An 18,780-nucleotide genomic window follows, 5' to 3' on the forward strand; every position below is an offset into this window, starting at 1 on the left:
AGGTCTCCACCTCAGGCACTCTCATCAAACGGGTGAGAGTGCTTTTTTAATGCGCGGCAGCAATTTATCCGTACAAGGATCAGGTTAACCAGGAGCGGCTTTGATGTGGCTGTTCGGCCTGCTCCAGATGGTGTGGCCGTTGTAGAGACTCGTGGGAGTGGATTACAGCCTGTGCTTCCGGAGTTTCATCCTTGAGCATTGCCATCAGATCACACCAGCCTTCCCGGTGGATCTCAAGAACTTTGATTGCACTCTGGATAAAACTGGCATCCTGTTTCACATCAGCGTGATGCAGATTTTCATAGACGAACACAAACAGTGCCTTCAGTTGTTCCACCATTTCGGGCTGCTGGGAAGGGTCCAGTCCGCCAATCAGTTCGGCTACCAGGTCACGACTTTTATCAAGCGCGAAATGTGCCTGCTCAAAATGTTTATCTGCTGCAGCCAGCGCTGCTTTTCTGGCGAAACGCAGTGCACCGTCGACGACCATGAGATGTAACTGAAGTGGTTTTGCTGTCAGTACCTGATTTTCGAGATAGTCTTTTCCGTTCATCTCCCTGGTGGCCCTTTATGTAATTGAAATAGATCGTAATTTCGTTCGCTGTTATTTCTTTTTGTTCGTATTCAGTAATGTGAGACTTTCGAGCGCAGTCTGTTGCGAATTCAACTGGTTCACGATGGTCTCCTGAAGCGTGAACTGGCGAATAAGGCGTTCACGCCGGTCTTCCAGAATCGTGTTCAATTCGTCAACGCGGTTATTCAATGCCAGTGCTGAAGCCTGCAGGGAATCGGACTGTGCTTTAAGTGTTCCGGTAAACGGATCGGTCATCGCAGTGATGATTTCGTCCATGACGACTGCAAAACCGGTGTCTTCCTGCTGGAAGAACTCGGTGACGGAATCGGGGTCGTCCGCCAGGAGCGCTTCGAGGGTCGCGCTGTTCAATTCCAGTTTTCCATTACCGTTAAACTGGACTCCCAGTTCAGACATGCTTTTGATGGCGCTGTTGCTGATGGAAAGTTTTTTGGTCAGCATTCCTTCCAGGCGGGAAACTGTGGTCAGAACCACACTGTTTCCGTTCAGCACTCCCCGCTGATTGGTGTCGACGTTGTAGCTGGTCAGTGTTTTTGTCGCGTCTACAAAACTGTTATAAGACGTGATAAACGAATTGATTGTACTTTTGATTCCCGAGGTATCCCGGGCGACGTTGATGGTTGACGGAGAGGTCCCGACCGACTTCAGATCGATCTCCAGGCCGGTGATGGCGTCATTGAAACTGTTGGTAGAAGAGGTCAACAGAAATGAAGTCTGGGGATTACTTCCGATACGGATTAATGCATCATCTGCTTCAACCGAAGTGGCGAATCCGAAATTAAAATCGCTTTCCAGAGTCAACCCGCCGGCAGCGCCACTGCGGGACGAGGTAATCGAAAGACGTGCGGAATTAAACGCGGTTCCATCATCGATGATCGTGGCGGAAGCAACTCCAGTGGCATTAATCTTTTCTGTAATGTCTTCAAGTGTATCAGTCGCTTCCACAGAAATTTCTGTGACCTGGCGACTGGTGACTCCCATCGTTCCCGATCCCTTAATTCCCAGGGTGGCGGCAACGGTACCGCTGGAAACTTCTTCCACTTTAACGTCAAAAGCGCTGCCGCCGGTACTTTCCACAATAAAGCCGTCACCGGTGTCGTTCAGCCGTGCTATGACCTGGGCACCGGCGGTGCCTGCAGCATCATTGATTTTTGTAAGCACGTCTCCGACGGTTTTCGTTGTTTCAGGATCAGAAAGGTTGACGTTGAAACTGACCCCGGCGCGGTCGGTGATGCGGATACTGCCCAGGGAAACGGCTGTCCCGTTTTTCCCGTAAGTTGACAGTGAGGTGTCCTGATTGATGTAACGTAAATCGAGGGAACCGGAATCAACAGTGTGTTTGGAGTCGGCCAGGAGCGTATCGATTTTCAGGAAGCTGGCCAGATTACCCGAGGTATCCTGGATTTCGATCGACGTTCCTGAAGCCGCGGAAGTGTCTTTAATCTGGATACCAGTTTTGGTGGCGTTGAGACTGGCCTCGATCTGAATGCTGCCGTTCGCATTGATGGCATCAATTACATCATCCAGTGTTTCGACACCTGTAAAATCAATAGTCGCATTTCCGCCTGCGCCATCTTCAAAATAAACCTGGCCGGCATTCAGGACGGGACCGCTGGCCGAGACGCCGCCATTTAAATTTCGCAGTAAAACCGAGTTCAGGCCTCCTGATAATGTACCTGTTATTGTGCCGCCCAGTCCTGTGGTCTCGATTCCCAGTTCACGGGCCGCCAGTGAGCCGTTCAAGGCGGTCACTTCAAACGTCGTGGCAACTCCACCGGTGTTGTCGGTCAGACTCAGTTTGCCAGCACTGGTAATTTCTGCAGTGACTATACCGCCATTAGAGGCATTATTATTGATCAGATCGACGACATCACCCAGTGATTGGGCTGAATCCAGATTGACATTGAAAGTCGATGCATCAGAGGCCGTGATCTGCAGATCTTCTAAACCACTGACAGTATTAATGCCGTTACCATCGTTGATCTGCGACAGGTTGAAATCGCTGGTGACGCGATAGACGGAATCGCCCGTTAATGTCGAGCCTGCGACAGATTGCAGTATTCCCAGGTCGGCGGCGGTTTTTCCCCCCGCGACTTCGGAGACTTTCAGGGTTCCGAGCCCGGAACTGGTATCGGTCAGCACGAGGTGGTCGTCTTCGATACTGGCAACAATGGAAGTGGCGGAACCGTTGATTTCATCGACCACATCCTGGATGTTGAGTGTTCTCGTCAGATCGATGACTTCGGTCTGACCGTCGCGGTCAGTGATGCGAATGCTGCCACGCTGGACTCCCAGGCCATTATTTAATTCTTCCAGCAGTTTCGATTCGTTCAGCTTTCCGCCTTGTGAAAGCGTGATGGTCGTTGCCGTTCCGATGGGAGTGGAGTCGGCATCGGCGAAGCCCTTCGAAACGACCTGATGGTTCGAAGCCAGACGCAGCCCCTGCAACTGGTAAGATGCGGCGGTGGCCGTACTGTTGGCGGCGACATTGAACTGGCTGGTGTCAGAACTGGTGGCCTGCAGGGTTTCAAAGGTACTTTTCAGACCCAGTTTCTTGACTGAATTGTTGAGGGTCAGCAGGTTGGCTTCGAGGGTTTTAATACCCCCTTCGGTTGCTTCAAAGGCAGAAGCGCGGTTCGCAAGTTTCACCAGGGCATTGCGTTGCACGCCGATGATCGCGTCCACAATCTCATTGATATTCAATCCGGTTGCCAGACCGACACCGGAACTGATGCCTGACATGTTACCAAGCCTGTTTCAAGATAAATTAGCTGAGAGTCCTCAGAAATCAGTCCGCGCATGCAGGACTGCTGCATCTAAGTATTTATCGGTTAGTTAAAGGTTGCTGCTTGAACGGAGTACCAGCTGGCACACTACCACCCTGGCTTCGGAGTCAGTTTCTGTGGATTATAGCGGCTGGGTGGTGTGGTTTATTCGATCACGGCGTAAGAAAGCGAAGTCGCAAACGGGAAACGTTTCAATCGCAGATTTGGCAGCCCGAGGGTTTCCATGGCTGCTAATGTTTCACCTGGAAATAGATCCATATTGAGTTCATCAAAGGCGATGATCGCCCCCTTAGGCATCCGGGGGATCAGCAGTTCCAGCGCGACTTTGGTCGGCTCATACAGATCGGCATCCAGGTGCAGCAGGGACACCACCAGGTGCTGATTCTTTTCCAGGTACGCCGGCAGAGTGGCACTGATATCTCCTTTGACCAGTTCGACTTTCGAAATATGATTCAGGTAACGAGTGGAATTATAAACCTGAATTGCTTTCTCCAGGTCTTCCATGGCGTTTTCTTCTGATTTAAACCCGCCCACTTCCAGGTGCTCGCTGGTACCCGTGGTGTCCTTTTCGCTCAATGAAGGGAAGCCCTCAAAGGTATCAAAGCCGATGATTTTGCGGAGATAGTTGACCGGTTCCAGGATCGCGCTGAATTGCGCCCATGCCATCAGGCTGGCACCGCGGTGCACGCCCAGTTCGACGATTGATCCATTGACTTCGAGTTGCTGTCGGAAAATTTCGTAGCGGGCCAGAAGTTTTGTAATGGACTGGCGGGAGACATACTTGGTAAACGCATCGAGGTTGTTCAGGTTCGAGCCGACGCTCGATTCCCAATATTCTTCGACCGCATTCAACGCATTCAGGTCACTGTTCGACTGATTTTGTGACTCGCCTACGTTTCCTTTTAACAGCCCTTTTTTTTCTGACATTTGAAATACGCTTTATTTATGATGTAGAAAGTGAAATCAGACAGGAAGTCGTGTGAAAATTCTGGTTATGATGCGGTTCGCTGCATGGCCCGTCTGGCATGTGTAATGTCTTTGATGCGCCAGCCATCTCTCAGAAACTGGGGATCTCGCAGATCACGATACCGCAGGTTTAAGACGAACCGGACATAATCAGACTGATTTTTGCAGGGTGTATGGGGGGTCAGGCTGTGAAACAACAGGACATCGCCGACTTCCAGGGCGGTCGGGACCACCCGATCATATTGCTGAACGACCTCGGGAGGCAGGGAATGCCACTTGGTGTTGATGCCATGGTCGTGTTCATCGTGGGCGACAGGCGCTTTCCGGTGCTCTCCCAGCGCGAGTGTCAGGCTTCCGTTATTCTGATCTGTTTTCTGCAGAGGTGCATAGAGGGTAATCGTAGAATAAGGGCCTTCGTTGTAATACCAGTCCTGATGCCAGGTGGCCAGGTGCCACTCAGCCTGGGGCATACTCATGAGAATAATGTAGCGATCATGGAGGGAGATTTCCGGTGAAAGCAGTGCTTCCAGGATCGCCAGTAATTTTGGATGTGCTCCCATGGTATGTAATGACGGCGCGGCATTCATGGAGTCATATAAAATACTCTGTGCGCCCGGGTGACTCGATTCGAGATCACGCAGGCGATCGCTGATTTGTGTGATCTCATTTTCGTTCTGCAGGCTGGCAGCACCGAAGTGAGTTTCCAGCAGCGAGAGTCGCCCCGACAGGTCTTTGCGCAGGGGGAGATACTCATCAGGCGAGAACAGCCCCTTTACCAGGATGGCACCCTCTTCTGTGTATTGATTTTTGAGTTTCTCTGTCAGTTCAAAACCGTCCCGGTGACAGTCCAGAGTGCACAATTGATTAAGGGGCAGCATGGTCTCCCTCCCTGGTTTATTTTGCTGATAGAGAGAATTATTCGCCGTAACCAAACTGCGTCACGAGCGGCTTAAAAAATCGGGTGACCATCGCCTGTTCAGACTGTGAAAGTCGTTCCCGCCATTTCCCGATGTGTAATGAGTGAACCGGTGCAGATTCTTCTGTATGCTCCGCATCGATTCGCAGTGCCTGGGATGAAGCCTGGGCGCTGTTGACGGTTGGTGAACCTGACAGCAGGTCCTTCATTTCCTCTGCGATGGCAGCGACGTCAGCCAGCTTGAGCAGGACACCCAGCTTGGTTGCCATCTGGAAAATCAGGCTTTCCGCATTACCTAGCAGATGTTCGTAGGGAATCACCATGATTCCAGGCAGGCAGAGAGCGTGATGAATTTCCTGATACGCGGCAACCGTCTGGTCAACAGCGTCTGCAAATGTCATGTCCCGGTATTCCATTTCGGCACACACGACATCACGGGGATCACGATAGTGATAAAAAGGACGTACTGCATCCTGCTGGGCGGCTGCAATCGCCTCTTGAGTTAAAAAATCAAACTGCAGGATCAACCGTTCCTCTACATCCATACTTCCAATTACCTGGTTCAGTTCTTCCATCGAGTTTGTTTTTTCCGAACGGAATTCAAAGCTTTGATGCTGCCAGATTTTCTGAAAGACGGCCTGTGACCAGTCGGTACCGGAATTGGGGATGCCAAAATTGAAAATAATCATAATAGTTCCTGTAAAAGGGTTGGCCCTGTAAAGCTGACAGAACGGAGCGGCGGTTTGCTTTACTTTATTTCTAATTCAGATCCAGCTCATTTGATTCCCGCTGACGATTTTTCTGCGAGAGAAATTGGGGGCGTGGTACCTGCTTTTCCGATGGTGACTCTGAACTACGGTAGGGATGTTGATCCTGAAAATAATCAATGAGTTTTCCCTGATATTCGATCAGGATTGTTTCGAAGGGGATTTGATTTCGTTGAATTTCCAGCACGATATCAGCGGCCCGCCATTGTGTGGCAATCAGAATGACATCGACTGGTTGTTCAACAAGCCCGTCACGGAACAGAATTTCCTGACCGGTGCCCGGGACGAATGTGCCCACTTTATTCATGTCTGAATCAACGACTGTCGGGAAACGTTGTTTGTCCAGCTTGTGTTGATTGATAAAGGCAGCTGCTTTTCCGGTGCCTCCCCAGATGGCAGTCCGCGTGCCGGATTCTGCCAGTTCATCAAATTGCACAGCAAGTTGTGTTGCTGACAGCCGTGCTTTTTCCTGAAAGGCAATTGCCTGCCGCGCCAGTTCAACCTGGTGACTCTGAGGCTGGAAGCTGGCGATTCCGTAAATGACTTCGTCATTATAACTGGTTTCAATCAGGTCGACGCTGGTGGCACAGCGTTTCAGTAAGCGTTCCAGTGATTGTGTCGTGAAGTGAGAATTATGTTCATAGAAGAAGTCCACAGTCCGGCCCGCTGCCAGCACACCATCAATACAGGGGACTTCTATAAACAGACTGGTTGCACATTCGGCCACATTGGCGGCAAAGGCCACTTCCTGGGCAAAGCCCAGCGGATTCATCAGGTGTTCAAAAACGTGACGACTGATGATGAGGTCCGGCTGCAGTTCAGACAGATGCAGCCCGGGCTCGAACAGCATTGTACGCGCTTCGATCAAGCCGTCTTCCGTTTCGATTTCTGCATTGGGATCAAAGCCAATGAATTTACCAGAAGGGATCTTTTTTGCCAGCGACCGCAACAGGTGTCCCTCGCCGCAACCAATTTCGACGACGGTGGGATTTTCCGGCAGTCTGACGGCAATCAGATCACAGACCTTCTGCAGGTGTTCGGACCAGATCGCACCTTTATTAAACATCAGGTTGGGTTTGTCTGAATAAGGGACCTTGGCATAATCGAAGGCGGCATTTGAGATATGACCACAGTCAACGCATCGCATAAAGTCATGCGGCAGTCGCTCCATTGCCTGAGCTTCTTCACTGCTCTGCGGCCAGGCCAGTGTGGTCAAGGGGAGTAATCCCCCATCGTAAAACTGGACTGCGATATGATAACCACAGGCGGGGCAAGTGTAATTCTGCATGGCAGAATTCAGGATTTTAATGTGATCAGCGTTTCCTGGCTGATTGATTGAAGCATCCATGCTGGGTTCCTTGCTGTTGTCCGAGCTGCTCAGACTGAGAAGTGGTTGATTGACAGGCTGCCGCGTGTTGCAGTGTTCTAAAGCGGAGACGAAAAATGTTTCCAATTCACGAATCGTGTTGATGTCTTCAAAGACCAGGTGGCTCTTGGAGAGGATCTTCAGGCGAAGCTGATCGCGGAATGTTTCATCAGAACCGATGCGACAGGCCAGTTCGATGTATTCATCAATGGAATTGACCACGCAGTCCTGCAGTCCCATTTTATTGTAGATCGCGAGCATGCCCCGGCCACGCATGTATTTTGCCGGCAGGGTGACAACCGGAGTGCCGATCGCCATTGACTGATAGGATGTGTTTCCCCCACCAAAGTGCAGCGGGTCGAGCAATACATCTGAGATATAAATCAGGTTCAAAAAGTCGGGAGTCGACATGCCCCGCAGGAAGAGAATCCGGTCTACCAGTTCCGGGAATGATTTTTTAAACCGGGTTACCAGCAGGTCTTTCCATTTTGAAGTCTGGTCCCGAATCATTACGATCCGGGCTTGCGAGTCCCGTTCGAGGATTCCTGCCAGGATCTGATCAAATTCGGGATGAATCTTAAACAGGGTCTGGGGGCAGGCGTAAACATGTTCGTCATCGGACAGACCGAAGGCTGCCCGGTTTTTGATTTTTTCCGGCAGAGCAGGGCGATAATAATAGGAAGGCAACGAGTCCAGCTGAACCAGTTGTTCAGAGTAGTGTTCCTGTGCGTCTTCCGGTTCAATAAGTTTACTGGAGATGAAATAATCAATGGTCTTCAGCCCGGTCGTGATGGGATGTCCCCAGGTCACGCATTGTACGGGAGCATGTCTGGTGGTCGCCAGTGAGAAGATAAACGGATCCATGCCGATGTCGGCATAGAAGAGTACATCCAGTTCCAGGCTCTGCAGGACTTGGCTGGCCTGGCGTAATTCGATTCCCAGAAAGACATATTCATCCGAATCACTGCGAATTTCCGTAGCAACGGCATCCATATATTTCGTCGGGGAAATCGTGATGACATGGTACTTTTCCCGGTCGAAATTCCGGATGATGCCTTTCATCAGAGAGCCGATGGTATGGTTGTAAAACAGACTGGAAATAAATCCGATACGAATTTTTCCATTCCGCTCGACCGTCGGTGCCTCGGGGTTCCAGCTGAGATCGTTTTTGACCCGATACAACTCTGCCATCCGTTCGATGATGGGGCGGTCATTGTAACCCTGATAGGCGAGGTAAAAGGTTCCCGGAGTTAATTTGATTGATGCGTCAATCTGAACTTTATCATCGTGCATCTCTTCAATGTTTTGAACGAATGTGTCGCGAACTTCCTGGATTTCATCCAGCGAGGCCGGAATGGGAGGCAGTAAGCTGGCCAGGGCGAGTCGATATTCCGGGAGGGGAGCCAGCTCGTATGCTTTTTCCAGAGCCTGTTTTGCTTCCGCAAACATACCCATAGACTGGTAGACGGTTGCCAGATTACTGTAGGAATGCAAATAGGTATCATCGAGTTCGACAGCCTGGAGAAAACTTTTGAGTGCTTTCTTGAATTGCTTCTTCTGATTCTGGATGTGTCCTTTGTAGTTCCAGAGCACTGCATTCTCGGGGTGAGTTACCAGGGCCTCTTCGACATGTTTTTCGACTTCATGATTACGCATCTGGCGCGAATAGAGATCGATCAGGTGCAGACGGGAAGGCAGATGGTCGGGTTCGAGGCCTGCCAGTGTTTCGAAATAACCGACAGCAGAACCGACTTTTCCCTGCTTGAGTCTGACGGATCCCATCCCGAACAATGAAGCTGTATTGGTCGGATCACTCTGATACAGTCGCTGGAAGATATCGTATGCCTGTCCATAATCGCCCAGCATGGCGACCAGGGATCCCAGGTGAAATGCGGCTCCCGGATGGTGAGGTTGTTTTTTCAAAACGTCCCGGAACACGATCATGGCCTCGTGGGTCTGCTTTGACGCTTCGAGGGCTTTACCCAGATGAAAACGGATATCGCAGTTTTCCGGCGCATACTTTAATGCTTCGTCAAAACAGGAGATGGCCGACTCGAAAGCCTCCTGTTCGGTATAAACAATTCCCAGATTATTCAGGACTTCCCAGTTTCTCGGTTCCAGAACGGCCGCTTTCCTCAGGACGGAAATCGCAGCTTCGTATTTCTCTTGTGCAGAAAGAAATACGGCGTAATTCTTCATGGTATCCAGATGATGGGGAGCCAGCTGTAAAGCGCGCTCATAGGCTGCTTCTGCCGATTCCGGAGCATCTGATTTTGCCAGTGCGTTGGCCAGATTGAATTGAGCAGTGTGGAGATCTGGTGACAACTGCACGAGCCGCTGACAGATCTGGATGGCTTCCTCGATCTCGTCGGTTTCCAGTAACAGGTTGCCGAGGTTGATCAGAACATCCGGATAGCCCGGTTTCAGTTCCAGCGCTTTTCGATAGGCTTTGATCGCCTGTTGTTTTTCACCCGTCAGCGCCAGGGTAATTGCCAGATTATAAGTGAAGGCGGCATTACGGGGTTCCAGTTCAATGGCGCGCTGGTAATTGGTAATCGCGTCTTCAAATTTTCCCAGGCCTTTACAGGCGGCACCGCGATTTGAAAAGAAAGCGCCTATGCCGTCGTTCTGGCTGATCGCCCGCGTGATGAAATCAATGGCTTTGGAAAACTGTTTCAGGTGCAGATAAACCACGCCTAGCAGGTGCAGGGCGTCAGCCTGACCGGGATCGTGTTGCAGCACTTCACGGTAGAGTTGCTCCGCCAGGGGGAGATTTCCCGCCTGGTGCTGTTGAACCGCAGTTCCCAATAGTTCCTTAAGTGAAGGCATGAGATTTTCTTTGAATCACGTTGGTGATTGAAAATATTTCAATCGGTGCTGAGCAAAACTGCCGGATACGGAATCCCAGACAGACTTTTCCGGTTATTCTGTTTGTATCGGCTGCGATGAGGGGAGAGATAAGTGGATTCTTCAGACAAGGGCAAATCAGGTGCAATCACGGTCTTTTGACTCAAGCTGGCATGTCAGGCTGGGGGGAGGTGGGGGGATAAATAAAAAACACTACCCACCAGAAGATGGATAGTGTTTTCATAATTTCAGTTGGTTACTGATTCAGCCGCGGATTAACCGAGGAGACTCAATACCTGCTGTGGGTTCTGGTTGGCAATCGAGAGAACCGAAATACCAGCCTGGTTCAAAATCTGAGCTTTGGTCATATTTGCGGTTTCGACAGCGAAGTCGGTGTCCACAATCTGGCTGCGTGCTTCAGAAATATTTTCCAGGGCAACACCCAGTGATGAGACGTTGGTTTCGATCACGTTCTTTTGAATCGCACCCAGACGACCACGGAGAGTCGAAACACGGTTGACGGCTTCTTCGATGATGTTCACCAGGTCAGAACCGGGAACCGAAGGACCGACGTCCAGCAGACTCTTACCACCACCCGAGCCGAGTTCGAACAATTTACCGGAAACACCACCCAGACGGGCTGTGTTGACGGCTTCGATTCCGATACCGACCTGACCAGCGGCTGATACGTCCTGTCCAATCTGGAACAGTGATCCACCACCGGTGATTGTCATGCTGGCAGTATTATTGGTTGTGTTCGCAGCAGCGGTGAAGGAGAACGAAGCATCCAACTGTTGAGACCGCAGGTTAGCCGTAAGTCCGGAACCCTGAGCGACCTGACCGTTGATACGGGCAACGATGTCCGAACCAATGGCACGCTTCAGCGAGTTGCCCGTGGCAATGGTATCGACGGTGTCAAACGTACCAGACAGCACGTTAACATCGACGAATTCATCTGCACCGTAGTTGGAAGCACTGAATGTCAGGTAGGCATTGGTACCACCAGCCAAAGCAGCAGCAGCTTCGGCTTCAACGACACCGGAACCGTCACCTTCCGCAGCGGTAGAAATCAGAGAGTTCACATCGGCGTTACCATCGAGCAGAGTTTTGATGGAGGCAGCGTCTGATGTAATAACACTTGAACCATCGGTCGCCAGACTGACGACAATCGTAATATCTGTATTCGTATTGCTGAAGGAAATGTTCGCAGCAGCACTGTTCGTAGCAGGGTCTACAAACTGTACGCGAATATTCTGTCCTGTATCACCCAGGATACTGTCTGAAGTACGGGCATCGGTAAATGTCAGGCCTGAGTTCGTCGCGTTGGCGTTAGCGAGGGTCAGGTTGCTGGCCACCTTGTTCGTCTTTGCGGCAGTGACACCAGTAATGTCGGTCACGCCGTTCACAGCATCTTTAACGTTGTCCAGAGTACTGGAGGCACCCAGGAAGAGCACCTGTGAACCGCTGGAACCGCCAATTTCAATTGTGGATGCCGATGCCAGGCCGCCATCAACGGCACTGTAATCCAGACTGGCCTGGGTGGCAGCTGTAACAATGGTGGCGTCAAGGGTGATGGAACTGCTGGAACCAAATACGGCTTCGTTTACCTGAAAGTCGGAGAGTTTTGCAGAGTCAACTGCAGAAGACTGAGTACGGAACGCTTTACTTCCGTCAATGAGTTTATCACCAGCAAAAGATGTATTGGCGGAAATTCGGTTGATGGCTGACAAAGCAGTATCGATCTGCAACTGGTTTGCAGCGATTTCGTCCTGGGACAATGCCCCTTTGTTCAAACCTTCCTGGACCAGACCACGTACCTGGTTTAACAGGTTAGTGACTTCGCCCAGAGCCGAGTCAGCAGTCGCGATTACGTTGCTGGCACGGTTACTGTTTTTAATGGATTGTTCAATAGCAGATACCTGAGATCGCAGAGTTTCGCTGGCGATCAGACCTGATGGATTATCTTTACCCGAGTTGATTTTCAAACCGGTTGACAATCGTGTCAGTGAGGTATCCAGAAGATTTGTAGATTTGTTTAAACTACGCAGACCTCTCAGCGAGGCAACGTTAGTATTAATTCGTGTCATGGCAAACAGCCTTTCTCACTTGTAAATAAAAGCTTCCCAAGGGATTAATGGGGGTTAGCTACTTATATGATTTAGGTTTCGAATGATGCTGAAACCACCCGAAGACATTAGTTTTTGATCCTGCCAAATCCGATAAATGTGAAATCAAAGCGATACATTCTGACAGGATTCCTCGAACTGATGTGGCTTATCTTTCCATAACAAAACCATTCCAGATTCAGCTGACGCAGTGAAGGTGCAGAGGGAAGCTGCGCATTCATGCTCATATTCTATCGGAATGTTACTTTAGGTAATCTGAGTGTCTTTGGTGTTTTTTTGAAAATAAACCGATCTCTCCGGTATCGCACTCGGGAAAGGACGAGTTGTAACTGTTATCCGTTCCTTCATCAAAAGTTCGGCTGTAACTCTATTAGCGTGGGAGAGGAAAGTGGGGATCGTTTCAGGTAAATGAATATTTATGTTAAGGCTGGCTGCAGGATCGTTTCTGTTTGCCTAACTGGACCCTGCCCGGGTTGCGGAACGCGCAACCGCAGCGTAACTGTTAAACTTTGCCGTGAGGTAAATTCCCCCTGGTATTTCTCCAGTTAGCGGCTCTCCCGTCTGTTCAATGAGACCGGCAGGCAGTACTGAGAGACCTGGTTGTGTTCTTCGCTTTAAAAGAAGGATCAATGGAAAGAAGAGACGAAGCAACCACGTAGACAGTGACCTCATCACTCTCCAGGCTGAGGAAAACTGCCACCCGAAATCAACGTACTGAAATTTCTCTGATTTCTCTTGTGAAGATACTTGTGCTGAATTTCAGAGCTGGAATCTACATCATATGAAGCCACGGGGAAGTGATGGAAGAGAAAACGTCCCCACTACTTTGACAGCCCAGGTTGTAAGAGCCCGGCTCTGATTCTGTCGTCATTTTAAATCAGAGTAATTGCTCCAGTGATGGAGCGGCTCTCGTTTGGATGTAATCTTGCCAGTTTTCCGGTATGTGTCATGTGCTTTGATCATCCAGAGAAGTAGACGCAGTCTGTATATTCCGAGTGCACGAGATTCGATTATTCTAGAGCGCATCACACTTAATCAAAGCGTCTCTCAATCTATTATACCAGGCCCAATTGACCCTGGAGACGCTACAGTAAAACTGGATACAGTTAGCTTCAAATCGTATTAGACCTGTTGCGGCTTCCTGCAGTGCACCTCTAAATGAATGGTATGCAGGCGGCTTCTTTGTAGAGGATTCCAACCGTATGCATTTTATGACTGCTATTGCAGAGTTATTGATTATGCGGGTTGATGATAATTGTTCTGATGAATGCTGGTCGTAACAAATGAACTCAGTGTTTGCGGAGTCTCATTTTTTCATGTGAAAAGTCAACGCTTATTGCTCAAGATCACTGATCGGCAATGACGATCCATCTTTCATATCTTGCCAAAAGCGAACATGCCACAGCAGGTGGTTGAATAAGCAGACAATTGAAGTCTCAACAGTTGATGGAATAAATATTACAGATCATATTGCACCTGCGCTGATCAGTTTCACTTTCAAGATGTATTCATCCTAAGAAGACCATATTCACGAATCGCATACCTTAGGGAGCAGCATCGCATGCCTTTGTGTCCCCAACACACTAGTCATCAGGTTAAAGAAGCCCACTCAAGATTAGGACGATCGCTTGTAAAAATCCAAACAACCCGTCACGCCTCAACAGTCGCATCAGAGAATGTCGCAACCATGTTTCAGGACTGGGAACAAAAGTGGTCGCACCGTCGCGAATTGATCGCCAGTCGCATTGAGTTGATCGAAACTCAGCTCAAAGCGTTGGAGCAGTCGGAATTGCCAATGCCGCAGTTTACGATTTTTGATGATCCGGGAGAGTAGCGGCTGCCCGGCCTGGAACAATGTCCTTTCAAAACCAACGCGGTCCCTGGAACAGAGACCGAAACACAAGCACCTGACAAAATCGACAATACCCTGGGATCAGGTCAGGACCGCAGTTGGTTAACCACTTTGCTGATTCGAATAATAGCTGCTTCGATTTCCTCGTTTGTATTGAGGAATGAAAGGCTTAAACGAACAGCAGAGCGATAGACGCGTTCCTCGCAGCCCATTGCCAGTAGTACGGGAGCCGGATCCCGTGAACCGCTGGCACAGGCGCTGCCCAGTGAGCAGGAGATGCCTGCCAGATCGAGTGAGATCAGCAGGGCTTCTCCATCCAGGCCGGGAAAGGAGATGTTGAGGGTATTGGGAAGCCGATGCGCTTGACTGCCATTAACCACCGCAGGCGAACAGAGTTCCTGCAGTCCCTCCTGCAGACGATCTCTGAGTGCAGCCATCTGACGTGAACGTTGCTCTTGTTCCTGGACAGCCGCCGCCAGGGCTTTTGCCAAGCCAGCCGCCAAGGCTACTGGTTCGGTTCCCGCCCGTTTGCCCCGCTCCTGATGGCCACCAGCGATTTGAGGCAGCAGGCGTGCTTCGGCTTTGACGATCAGAGCACCGATGCCGCGCGGACCATGAAATTTATGAGCCGCCAGACTGACAGCGGTTGCGCCGGACTCATCAAAATGAAACGGAATTTTCCCGATCGCCTGCACACAATCCAGATGTAGTGGGATCTGATGTTTCAGGCACAAGTCTGCCAGCGGGGCGATATCCTGAATCACGCCGGTCTCATTATGGGCCAGGAGGGCCGTGGCCAGTTGAACGTGTTCCCAGTTCAGCTCAGTGAGAGAACGGGTCTTTATTCTGCCTGCGTTGTCTAATGGCAGCTGAACCTGTTTGAGGCCTCGCGGTGCCAGGCGACGGATGGTATTGACGGTTGCCGGATGCTCGCCGGCCGGTAATACAATCTCTCCCGGGGAACCGGATAAGAATCCCTGAATCGCCAGGTTAATCGATTCCGTACCGCCGCTGGTAAAGATCACTTCCTGGGGATGCGCGCCCAGAAGCGACGCCAGTTGCTCGCGGGCATCTTCCAGTACTCGGCGCGCCTGGCGGCCATCGGCGTGTGCGCTGCCGGGATTGGCGTAGTGGGTTCGATACTGTTCTGCGACCAGGTCCACCACATCGTCCAGGGGGCGCGTGGTAGAATTGTTATCCAGAAAGATCCGTTGTGAAGCTGGTATCGACATGAGAGGTCAGTATTTTAAAATCGGTAGTCCGGGGAAACCGTTACCCTTTTGCGGCTTCTTTCGCCTGAGATTTAAGCTGGTTTGGAACATGTTCAATCAGCATGTCAATAATGTCGTCGGGAGCAAGTCCTTTGCTGTCGGCCTGAAAAGTTGTGACAATTCGATGTCTGAGAACGGCATGGGCGACTGATTTAATATCCTCGGTTGAAACATGGAAGCGGCCTTCCAGAATGGCCCGGGATTTGGCACCCAGAATCAGGAACTGACCGGCGCGCGGTCCTGCACCCCATGACAAGTATTCTTTGATGAATTTGGGAGCGGTTGCTTCACCCGGACGTGTGGCCCGTACCAGGTCCCGGGCATATACAAAGACATGCTCGGCGACGGGAACTTTACGGACGACTTCCTGCAGTGCCAGGATCTGGCGGCCTGTTAAAGCGGCTTCCAGTTCCGGTTTCTGATTACCGGTCGTCTGTTTGAGGATCATCAGCTCTTCCGCAGCAGAGGGATAATTTACGACCACGTTAAACATAAAACGGTCCAGCTGCGCTTCCGGCAGCGGATAAGTCCCTTCCTGCTCGATCGGGTTTTGTGTGGCCAGAACGAAAAACGGTTCCGGCAGACGATACGTGTTCGAACCCACGGTCACGTGGCGTTCCTGCATGGCTTCCAGCAGGGCGGCTTGAGTTTTGGGAGGGGTCCGGTTGATTTCATCGGCCAGTAGAACGTTAGTAAAAAGTGGCCCCTGCATAAACTGAAAGGATCGGTGCCCGGTTTCCGGATCGTCCTGCAGAACGTCGGTGCCTGTGATGTCGGAGGGCATCAGGTCCGGCGTAAACTGGATGCGCCGAAATGAGAGGTGCAGAATCTTGGCAATCGTACTGACCAGCAGCGTTTTCGCCAGTCCAGGCACACCGACCAGCAGACAGTGTCCCCGGCTGAACAGTGAAATGAGGATTTCATCCACCACTTCCGACTGACCGATGATGACTTTGCCAATTTCGTCGCGCATCAGCAGGTAAGCATTAGACAGACCGCGGATGGCCTGTGCTTCCAGATCACGTTGTGCCTCATCATCTTCCTGAACCATCAGATGCTCTTCATGGTCGGTCATAAACCCTGACTGCCTTTGCAACAAAAGTCCAAACTACTCGAAACGCTTCTTATTGTTTATACTGGTCAGCAGAACCGAATGGAAGGGGCCATTTTAGAGGAGTGGAAATCCCGACCGGCCTGGCTCTGAATCCTGTTCGTCAGTCAACATGTATTATGCTGATATTATCATCACTTCACCTTTAAAATGCGAGTCAGAACGTGCCCCAGCCCCCAGTATCGTATCTTGTATTTGATGTGGAAGCGATCGCCGATGGAGATCTGATTTCCCGTGTTCGTTATCCAGGCGAGGAATTAACCCCGGCTGAAGCCCTGTCCCGCTATCAGGCCGATCAGGTTGAAGCCACCGGTAGCGATTTCATCCCGTCTACCTATATGCTGCCGGTTTCTGTCGCGGTGGCAAAACTTTCTGAAGACTATCGGCTGCAGGATCTGACCGTACTGGATGCCCCGGATTTTCGGCCGCATGTCATCACCAGGAAATTCTGGCAGGGCTGGGTCCACTATGGTCAACCGACGTTAGTCACGTTTAATGGTCGTGGTTATGATCTGCCGGTTCTGGAACTGGCCGCCTATCGATATGGAATTTCACTGCCGGAATGGTTCAATGTGGACGCGCGCAGTTTTGATCAGTCCCGCAACCGTTATAACACCGGCGCTCATCTCGATCTGATGGATCTGTTTTCCAACTTTGGTGCCGCCCGCGTCACTGGCGGGTTGAACCTGCTGGCAAATCTGATCGGCAAACCTGGTAAAACCGGAATTGATGGTTCGCAGGTGCAGGCGATGTATGATTCCGGCAGAGTGGAAGAAGTCAACGATTACTGCCGATGTGATGTTCTGGATACCTATTTTGTTTTTCTCCGCTCCCGGGTCCTGGCGGGATTCCTGAGTATTAATGCTGAGCAGGAGATCGTCACGGAAGCTTACCGTTATCTGGAGCAGGAAGCAAAGTCCAACAAGGCGTATCAGCACTACCTGGAACACTGGGGCGACTGGGAACCGCCGAGCGAATAATTACTCGGTATAACTCACATCCATGCCTGACAGGAGAAACTGAACCACCTGCTGGTTTCTGGTTTCACTGATTTTAATCGGCAGTGATCGTGAGGTGTGGAATTCCAACTCGACAGACTGCCAGCCGGATTGAAGCTGATCTGGGTGTGGCTTCAGTTTCAGAGTAATAAATTTCGCTGCCACCGGTCCCGGCTCGTCTGTTGATAATTCGATGGTAAACGAGTCGATCACAAAAGTGCCCTGATCAACATTCATCAACCACGAGGACAGGTTTTGCATGGCCGACAGGTAAATCGCTCTTGCCGAGAGCTCTACCTCGTTCTGGCCCGCTTGCGCATCCAGCGATTTCTGCTGTTCGCTGCGTGGATAGAGGGTAATCCCGTTGGCGAGTTTGACCGAACCTATCCTGCGAGAGACAGTGACCCAGCGCTGCACCAGCTTTTCGATTTCCAGCAGCTCCGTTTCATTCTTATTACCGGAACTGGTCTGGGAAAAGGAGATGCGACGGATCGGATTTTCTGCTGCTGGTCTAAGGGGTGAACCCGCTTGCGGGAAAATCGCTTTAGCAACGGTTTGTGATACGAATTTTGGTTCCGGGGGGGCAGCAATGACAGCAGACTTGTGTACTTCATTTAACGCAGTTAATTCAACGGCTGCAAAACCCGAAAGTGATTTTGTCTTACCGGGCAGAAATGTTAATGCTTCGGGCAGCATGGAGCGGGTATTGATCTGCAGTTCAAAGGATCGACACAGATGCCGGGTCAGGGGGTCGCTGGGCGTCCCTTTGAGGGAGATCTGCGATTCGGTTTTTCTGAGGATCCGCCACTGGTATTCTGACAGTAATGTTTGAGCTGAGACGGGTTGTTGAAATTGGGAAATCAGTGTCAGCTCATGTCCGCTGAAATAAGCCTGATTCTGTTTTTTGAATTTTTCGACCGTGGACTGGGGGCCGATGGGTGACAGAAAGCTGGAAGCAGCCGCCCATTGCGTCAAAATCTGCCTTGAATCACTCTGGTTGTCCTGGCCAGCCGTTTGAGTGACTTTTGCTTTCACCAGTGTCGCAGGGGGATTTTCAGCCGCCAGCGGTGTGACTGCCAGCAGTGTCAGCAGGATCGAATTAGGATTCAGAAAAGGATGACGGCGCATCACAGGACTCACTCTGAAATGGGAAGCAGAAATAGCCCTCACCTGGAATGGAAA

12 protein-coding genes are annotated in these 18,780 nt (G+C 50.8%); 2 read left to right on the forward strand and 10 right to left on the reverse strand.

Going from position 1 to position 18,780, the window contains the following annotated elements; all coding sequences use genetic code 11:
- Positions 1-79: 79 nt before the first annotated feature.
- The 7 genes from fliS to AACZ40_RS12115 all read right to left on the reverse strand — a co-directional run bounded on the left by fliS (position 80) and on the right by AACZ40_RS12115 (position 12,327).
- The gene (gene fliS / locus AACZ40_RS12085) at positions 80-553 is read right to left on the reverse strand and encodes a flagellar export chaperone FliS (protein WP_291168345.1); all 474 of its coding nucleotides are present in this window, start codon (positions 551-553) and stop codon (positions 80-82) included.
- Positions 554-604: 51 nt separating this feature from the next.
- Positions 605-3,334 carry a flagellar filament capping protein FliD gene (gene fliD, locus AACZ40_RS12090; protein ID WP_291168343.1) on the reverse strand — a complete coding sequence of 910 codons (2,730 nt, stop codon included), beginning with the start codon at positions 3,332-3,334 and terminating at the stop codon, positions 605-607.
- 188 nt (positions 3,335-3,522) lie between these two features.
- A complete protein-coding gene (locus AACZ40_RS12095; protein WP_339674535.1) occupies positions 3,523-4,305 on the reverse strand; it encodes a class I SAM-dependent methyltransferase in 783 nt (260 codons plus the stop codon).
- A 65-nt stretch (positions 4,306-4,370) separates the two neighbouring features.
- Entirely contained in the window at positions 4,371-5,222 is an 852-nt protein-coding gene (locus tag AACZ40_RS12100; RefSeq protein WP_291168339.1) for a phytanoyl-CoA dioxygenase family protein, read from the reverse strand.
- Between the two features lie 37 nt (positions 5,223-5,259).
- A complete protein-coding gene (locus tag AACZ40_RS12105) occupies positions 5,260-5,949 on the reverse strand; it encodes a hypothetical protein (RefSeq protein WP_291168338.1) in 690 nt (229 codons plus the stop codon).
- A 70-nt stretch (positions 5,950-6,019) separates the two neighbouring features.
- The gene (locus AACZ40_RS12110) at positions 6,020-10,222 is read right to left on the reverse strand and encodes a tetratricopeptide repeat protein (RefSeq protein ID WP_291168337.1); all 4,203 of its coding nucleotides are present in this window, start codon (positions 10,220-10,222) and stop codon (positions 6,020-6,022) included.
- 293 nt (positions 10,223-10,515) lie between these two features.
- Positions 10,516-12,327, reverse strand: coding sequence for a flagellin (locus AACZ40_RS12115; RefSeq protein ID WP_291168336.1), 1,812 nt, complete (start codon positions 12,325-12,327; stop codon positions 10,516-10,518).
- A 1,726-nt stretch (positions 12,328-14,053) separates the two neighbouring features.
- On the opposite strand from AACZ40_RS12115, the gene AACZ40_RS12120 reads away from it, so the two are divergent.
- Complete coding sequence (locus AACZ40_RS12120) at positions 14,054-14,200, forward strand: hypothetical protein (RefSeq protein WP_339674537.1); 147 nt, start codon at positions 14,054-14,056, stop codon at positions 14,198-14,200.
- Positions 14,201-14,304: 104 nt separating this feature from the next.
- On the opposite strand, the gene AACZ40_RS12125 is transcribed toward AACZ40_RS12120, so the two are convergent.
- The gene (locus AACZ40_RS12125) at positions 14,305-15,450 is read right to left on the reverse strand and encodes a cysteine desulfurase family protein (RefSeq protein WP_291168335.1); all 1,146 of its coding nucleotides are present in this window, start codon (positions 15,448-15,450) and stop codon (positions 14,305-14,307) included.
- A 40-nt stretch (positions 15,451-15,490) separates the two neighbouring features.
- The gene (locus AACZ40_RS12130) at positions 15,491-16,564 is read right to left on the reverse strand and encodes a MoxR family ATPase (RefSeq protein ID WP_291168334.1); all 1,074 of its coding nucleotides are present in this window, start codon (positions 16,562-16,564) and stop codon (positions 15,491-15,493) included.
- Between the two features lie 200 nt (positions 16,565-16,764).
- On the opposite strand from AACZ40_RS12130, the gene AACZ40_RS12135 reads away from it, so the two are divergent.
- On the forward strand, positions 16,765-17,580 hold the full coding sequence (locus tag AACZ40_RS12135; protein ID WP_291168333.1) for a 3'-5' exonuclease: 816 nt from the start codon (positions 16,765-16,767) through the stop codon (positions 17,578-17,580).
- Here the strand turns inward: AACZ40_RS12135 and AACZ40_RS12140 are convergent, their stop codons facing one another.
- Positions 17,581-18,726: a hypothetical protein gene (locus tag AACZ40_RS12140; RefSeq protein ID WP_291168332.1), complete on the reverse strand. Its 1,146-nt coding sequence runs from the start codon at positions 18,724-18,726 to the stop codon at positions 17,581-17,583.
- Between the last annotated feature and the right edge of the window lie 54 nt (positions 18,727-18,780).

The sequence above is a fragment of the uncultured Gimesia sp. genome, assembly GCF_963972345.1.
GTDB lineage: Bacteria > Planctomycetota > Planctomycetia > Planctomycetales > Planctomycetaceae > Gimesia.

Bases quoted from the DNA above. Each gene is read 5' to 3' on its own strand.
- fliS (WP_291168345.1), bottom strand. From the start codon at position 553: ATGAACGGAAAAGACTATCTCGAAAATCAGGTACTGACAGCAAAACCA.
- fliD (WP_291168343.1), bottom strand. From the start codon at position 3,334: ATGTCAGGCATCAGTTCCGGTGTCGGTCTGGCAACCGGATTGAATATC.
- AACZ40_RS12095 (WP_339674535.1), bottom strand. From the start codon at position 4,305: ATGTCAGAAAAAAAAGGGCTGTTAAAAGGAAACGTAGGCGAGTCACAA.
- AACZ40_RS12100 (WP_291168339.1), bottom strand. From the start codon at position 5,222: ATGCTGCCCCTTAATCAATTGTGCACTCTGGACTGTCACCGGGACGGT.
- AACZ40_RS12105 (WP_291168338.1), bottom strand. From the start codon at position 5,949: ATGATTATTTTCAATTTTGGCATCCCCAATTCCGGTACCGACTGGTCA.
- AACZ40_RS12110 (WP_291168337.1), bottom strand. From the start codon at position 10,222: ATGCCTTCACTTAAGGAACTATTGGGAACTGCGGTTCAACAGCACCAG.
- AACZ40_RS12115 (WP_291168336.1), bottom strand. From the start codon at position 12,327: ATGACACGAATTAATACTAACGTTGCCTCGCTGAGAGGTCTGCGTAGT.
- AACZ40_RS12120 (WP_339674537.1), top strand. From the start codon at position 14,054: ATGTTTCAGGACTGGGAACAAAAGTGGTCGCACCGTCGCGAATTGATC.
- AACZ40_RS12125 (WP_291168335.1), bottom strand. From the start codon at position 15,450: ATGTCGATACCAGCTTCACAACGGATCTTTCTGGATAACAATTCTACC.
- AACZ40_RS12130 (WP_291168334.1), bottom strand. From the start codon at position 16,564: ATGACCGACCATGAAGAGCATCTGATGGTTCAGGAAGATGATGAGGCA.
- AACZ40_RS12140 (WP_291168332.1), bottom strand. From the start codon at position 18,726: ATGCGCCGTCATCCTTTTCTGAATCCTAATTCGATCCTGCTGACACTG.